At 75.0% G+C, this 4363-nt stretch carries 5 protein-coding genes; 2 read left to right on the top strand and 3 right to left on the bottom strand.

The window, feature by feature from the left end; translation table 11 throughout:
• Positions 1-761, bottom strand: a 761-nt coding sequence (locus D7W79_RS39380) for a P-type ATPase actuator domain-containing protein (RefSeq protein ID WP_244222226.1), incomplete at its 3' end; no start/stop codon positions are given.
• A 355-nt stretch (positions 762-1116) separates the two neighbouring features.
• Between D7W79_RS39380 and D7W79_RS39375 the strand changes: the two genes are divergently transcribed.
• A complete protein-coding gene (locus tag D7W79_RS39375) occupies positions 1117-2406 on the top strand; it encodes a universal stress protein (RefSeq protein WP_120530363.1) in 1290 nt (429 codons plus the stop codon).
• A gap of 101 nt (positions 2407-2507) precedes the next feature.
• On the opposite strand, the gene D7W79_RS39370 is transcribed toward D7W79_RS39375, so the two are convergent.
• Both D7W79_RS39370 and D7W79_RS39365 read right to left on the bottom strand, forming a co-directional pair.
• On the bottom strand, positions 2508-2987 hold the full coding sequence (locus tag D7W79_RS39370; protein ID WP_120530362.1) for a hypothetical protein: 480 nt from the start codon (positions 2985-2987) through the stop codon (positions 2508-2510).
• A gap of 312 nt (positions 2988-3299) precedes the next feature.
• Entirely contained in the window at positions 3300-3566 is a 267-nt protein-coding gene (locus tag D7W79_RS39365; RefSeq protein WP_147442286.1) for a hypothetical protein, read from the bottom strand.
• A gap of 210 nt (positions 3567-3776) precedes the next feature.
• Here D7W79_RS39365 and D7W79_RS39360 point away from each other — a divergent pair.
• The coding region (locus D7W79_RS39360; RefSeq protein ID WP_147442285.1) for a hypothetical protein at positions 3777-4363 on the top strand (587 nt) is incomplete at its 3' end.

Here is a 4363-nt window from a genome sequence, read left to right as displayed (position 1 = left end):
CCCGCGACCAGGGCCCCCACCGCCACGCACAGCACCAGCAGCATGCGGGTGACGCCCTCCAGCCGCTGCTGCAGCGGGGTCTGCGACACCTGCGCGGACCGGACCAGGTGCGCGATGCGGCCCAGCTCCGTGTCCATGCCAGTGGCCGTCACCTCCGCGACCGCCGTGCCCGCCGCCACGGACGTGCCCATGAAGACGCGGTCCCTGCGCTCCGCCAGCGGAGTGGAGTCCGGCAGCGCGCCCACCTGCTTGTCCACCGGCGTGCTCTCCCCGGTGAGCGCCGCCTCCAGCGTGAGCAGCGCGTGCGCGGTGAGCAGCCGCGCGTCCGCCGACACCACGTCCCCAGCCTCCAGCACCAGCGCGTCGCCCGGCACCACCTGGGACGCCGGAATCACGGCGCTCACGCCGTCGCGCAGCACCCGCGCGCTGGGCGCGGTGAGCGCGCGCAGGGCCAGCACGGCGCGGTCCGCGCGGTACTCCTGGAGGAAGCCCACCAGCGCGTTGAGCACCACGATGGTGGCGATGGCCACCGCGTCCGCGCCCTCGCCCAGCAGCGCCGCCACGCCGCACGCGCCCAGCAGCAGCCACACCATGCCGGAGCGGAACTGACGCCCCAGGAAGCGCCACGCCGACGTGGGCTGCTCGCGCGTCAGCAGGTTGGGGCCATGCTGGCGCAGCCGCGCCTCGGCCTCCTGCTGACCCAGCCCCCAGCGCGGCTCCGGGGCCGCCGCCACCACCGCCTCGCCGTGCGCCGCGCTCATCGCACCCCCTCCCCCGGGGAGCGCCAACCACGGCGTTCCGCGCGGAGGCCACGCTCGGGGTCCAGCCAACCAGGGGGGCTCATCTCGGGTCGCTCCTGCGCAACGGGATGTCTGGCCGGATTGCGAAGCCCGTGCCGCGAGGAAGAGGCGGGCCCCAGGCCGCGGGGCCCGCAGCTTTTGCGCCCGCGTCTCCAGGCGCCGCAACCCTTGCGCGGCCCGGGCCGGGGACGCCGGGCGGGTGGACGGCACGCATCCTGAAGAGGGTTTCGCAAGCAGCAGTGGGGCGCGCCCCCAACGTCATCCAACCCGCGGGGAAGCCGTGCCGCCCCGCCTCTCCCCCATCCGGAGTCCTCCCATGTCCATCGTCTGCGCAACCGACCTCACCGAGGGCTCCCGTCAGGCCGCGGAGGTGGCCGCGAGAATCGCCGCCCGCCGGGGCCAGCCGCTCTGGCTCGTCCATCAAATCCACCCGGATCAGCTCCGGGTCGCGGCCGAGCCCGTGCGCGAGGGCCTGCGGGCGCTGCTGCGCGAGGAGCTCCGGCGGCTGGAGCCGCTGGGGGCGCGGGTGGAGTCCTCCCTGCTGGAGAGCGGCTCCTCGCGGGCCCTGGCCGTCTTCTGCGACGCGCACGAGGCGCGGCTGCTGGTGGTGGGGACGCCCCGCGACGAGCCCGCCGCCCTGGGTTCGGGCGTCAGCCTGGAGCGCATCGCGCGCAACTGTTCGGTGCCGCTCCTGCGGGTGCGTGACGCCGCGCCCTTCGAGGCCTGGCTCGGGGGGACACGGCCCCTGCGCGTGATGTTCGGAGTGGACCGCTCCCACGGCAGCGAGGCCGCCCGGCGCTGGCTGACGGAGCTGGCCGCGGATGGCCCGCTCGAGCTGCTGGCGGGGCACGTCTACTACGCCTTCGAGCAGTGCCGGCGACTGGGGCTGCCCACCCCCATGAACCTGGATGAGGTGGCGCCCCGCATCGAGGAGGTGCTCCACCGCGAGATCGCGGCGCTGGCGGCCACGGACACGGGCGTCGCGCCGCGCGTGCACCTGCGCATGGCGGTGGGGCGCGCCGCGGACCACCTGGTGGACCTGGCCCGGGAGGCGGAGGCGGACCTGCTCGTGGTGGGCACGCACCCCCACAACGTCCTGGGCAACCTGGCCTCGGTGGCGCACCACGCCCTGCGGCTCGCGCCCATGGCCGCGGCCGTGGTGCCGGTGACGCCCGCGGCCTCCCGTGGCGAGGCGCCGCTGCCCCAGGTGCGGCGGCTGCTGGTGGCCACGGACCTCTCGCCGCTCGCGGACGAGGCCATTCCCTTCGCCTTCGCGCTGGCCCCCGCGGGTTCGGAGGTGCACCTGGTGACGGTGGTGCCCGAGCGCGCGGGCGCGGACCTCCACCGCGACCTGAAGCAGCGCCTGTTCGAGCGCGTGCCCCGGGGGCTGGATGCCCGGGAGGTCACCACGCGGCTGGAGGTCCTCCACGGCGAGGACGTGGCGCTCGCGCTGGTGCAGGCCGCGGAGCGGATGGACGCGGAGCTGCTCTGCCTGGGCTCGCGCGGCCACGGCGGCGTGAAGGAGGCGCTGCTCGGGTCGGTGGCGCGCAAGGTGCTCGCCCAGAGCCGCCGGCCCGTGCTCGTGCTGCGTCCCCCGGTGCGCTGACGCGCGAGCGCCCCCTGACATGAAGAAGTCCGGGCGGGCGCGAAGCCCGTCCGGACCGCTCGAGGCGCCAGGAGTTCAGGAGCAGGACGCGCCGGGCGCGCTCAGCGGGCGCCCGCGACGACGACGGACTCGGGGGTGCACTCCAGCAGCGCCGCCAGCTCCCACACGCTCTGCTCGCGGCGCACCCGCAGGGCGAGCACCTCCAGCTCCAGCGCCAGGTTCGCGCGCAGGAGCGTGAGCACGTCCTCCAGCGGTGCCCGGCCCTCCACCAGTTCCCCCCGGGCCCTGGCGAGCGCCTCCGTCTGGACGGGCACGAGCGCCTCCAGGGTGGCGAGCCGCGCCTGGAGTCCCGCGTGCTCATGCACGTACGCGCGCACCAGCTCGCGTCTGGAAGCGTCGTGAACGCGCGCCACGAGGACGGCCGGCTCCAGGGTCACGTCCGCGAGCCACGGCTCGGGCGGATCTCCCGGAAGCAGCCGGAGCGCGGGGTCCACCTCCAGCCCCGCGGCCAGGAGCCACCGGGCACGTTGGGCGGCACGGGCGGCCACCCGCGCGTCGAGCGCCTCCAGCTCCTGCTCCAACCGCCGCCTGTCGCGGTCGGGCAGCGGCGGGGTCCTGCGCGGTCTCGGGGCCCGGGTTCTCCGCGCCGCGCGACAGCAGCCGCGCGACGTCCTCGCGCGCCGCCTCCTCGATGCGCGCTGCCTCCGCGTTCTCCCGCAGGCGCAGTCCGGTCCGCGAGACCTGCCGGGCACGCTCCCCGGAAGCCACGCCCAGCCGCACGAGCCCATCCTGCGCGAGCGCGCCGGGCGCCCCCAGACACAGACACAAGGAGAGCAGGACCCGGTGCGGGATGCGCATGAATGACCTCCGAGGCCAGGGCGGACAGCGGACGCTCACGCGCGCGGGGCGTCGCGCCCGTTCCGGTGCTCGTGGATCTCCTTGTTCAGCTCACGGAGGTGCCGAACCAGCTCATCCACCAGCCACTGCCCTTCCTGGGTCAGCGCGTCGGCCCGCTGCTCGGCCTCCCGCACCTTCGGCTCCAGCATCCGCCAGCGCTCGCGGGTCTCCATTCCCGCCAGGTGCATCTTCAACCGCAGCTCGTCTCGCAGGGTGCGAAGCGTCTCCAACCCCGGCATCGGCTTCTGGGTGTTCTCAGCCATGACGTGCTCCTTTTCCGGCCCGTGGACCGTGCTCCCATCCATTGCATCAATGGCGCCAACACCGCTTCCCTCTGGGAAGGCCTCGCGTCAGCGCAATTCCTGCGGAGGCGCGCGCAAGAAAGGCTCTTGCGCGGCGCAATCCCAGACGTGCGTCACCTCCCACTGGGCCCTGGCTCCACAAGCGGCGTGGCGCGGCTAGACTCGCGGCCCATGCACGTCCTGCATCGCGGTCAGGCCCCTCAGCAGCCCCTCCTCCTGCGGCCCCTGTTCGGCGGGGTGCAGCGCATCGGCCTGCGTTCGGAGACATCCACGACGCTGCGCGACGCGGGCCGCAGCAGGCCTGGCGCCCCCATGCCGGGCGTGCAGATGGTGATGGCCGTGGAGGTCTTGCGCGTGCTCCCGGATGGCACCGCGCGCTACCGCTTCACGCTGGAGGAGGTGGACCTGCTCGTCGCCGCGCGCACGCCCGTGCGCACCGTGGAGGCGGCGCGCGCGCAGCTGTCGCCCCTGCCCGGCTTGAAGGGCGAGGGCCAGGTGGACTCCCACGGCCGCTCCAGCGGCTTCGAGTGGAAGCTGCCCGCGGACCTCGCCGCGCCCGTGCGCGGCCAGATGCAACAGCTGGCGGGGCTGCTCAAGGACCTGGGCACCTTCCTGCCCACCGAACCCGTGGGCGTGGGGGCCCGCTGGGAACAGAAGGGCGCGGGAAGCGGGGCCCTCACCGGCGCGAACACACGCGTGGAGCTGCGCAGCCTGGAGGGCCTGTCCGTGGGCCTGCGCCTCCAGATGGAGACCCCGCG

The sequence above is a fragment of the Corallococcus exercitus genome, assembly GCF_003611585.1.
Lineage (GTDB): Bacteria > Myxococcota > Myxococcia > Myxococcales > Myxococcaceae > Corallococcus > Corallococcus exercitus.
This window is presented reverse-complemented; position numbering and strand designations above follow the sequence as displayed.

Coding starts and splice junctions, on each gene's coding strand:
- D7W79_RS39375 (WP_120530363.1), top strand. CDS start 1,117: ATGTCCATCGTCTGCGCAACCGACCTCACCGAGGGCTCCCGTCAGGCC.
- D7W79_RS39365 (WP_147442286.1), bottom strand. CDS start 3,566: ATGGCTGAGAACACCCAGAAGCCGATGCCGGGGTTGGAGACGCTTCGC.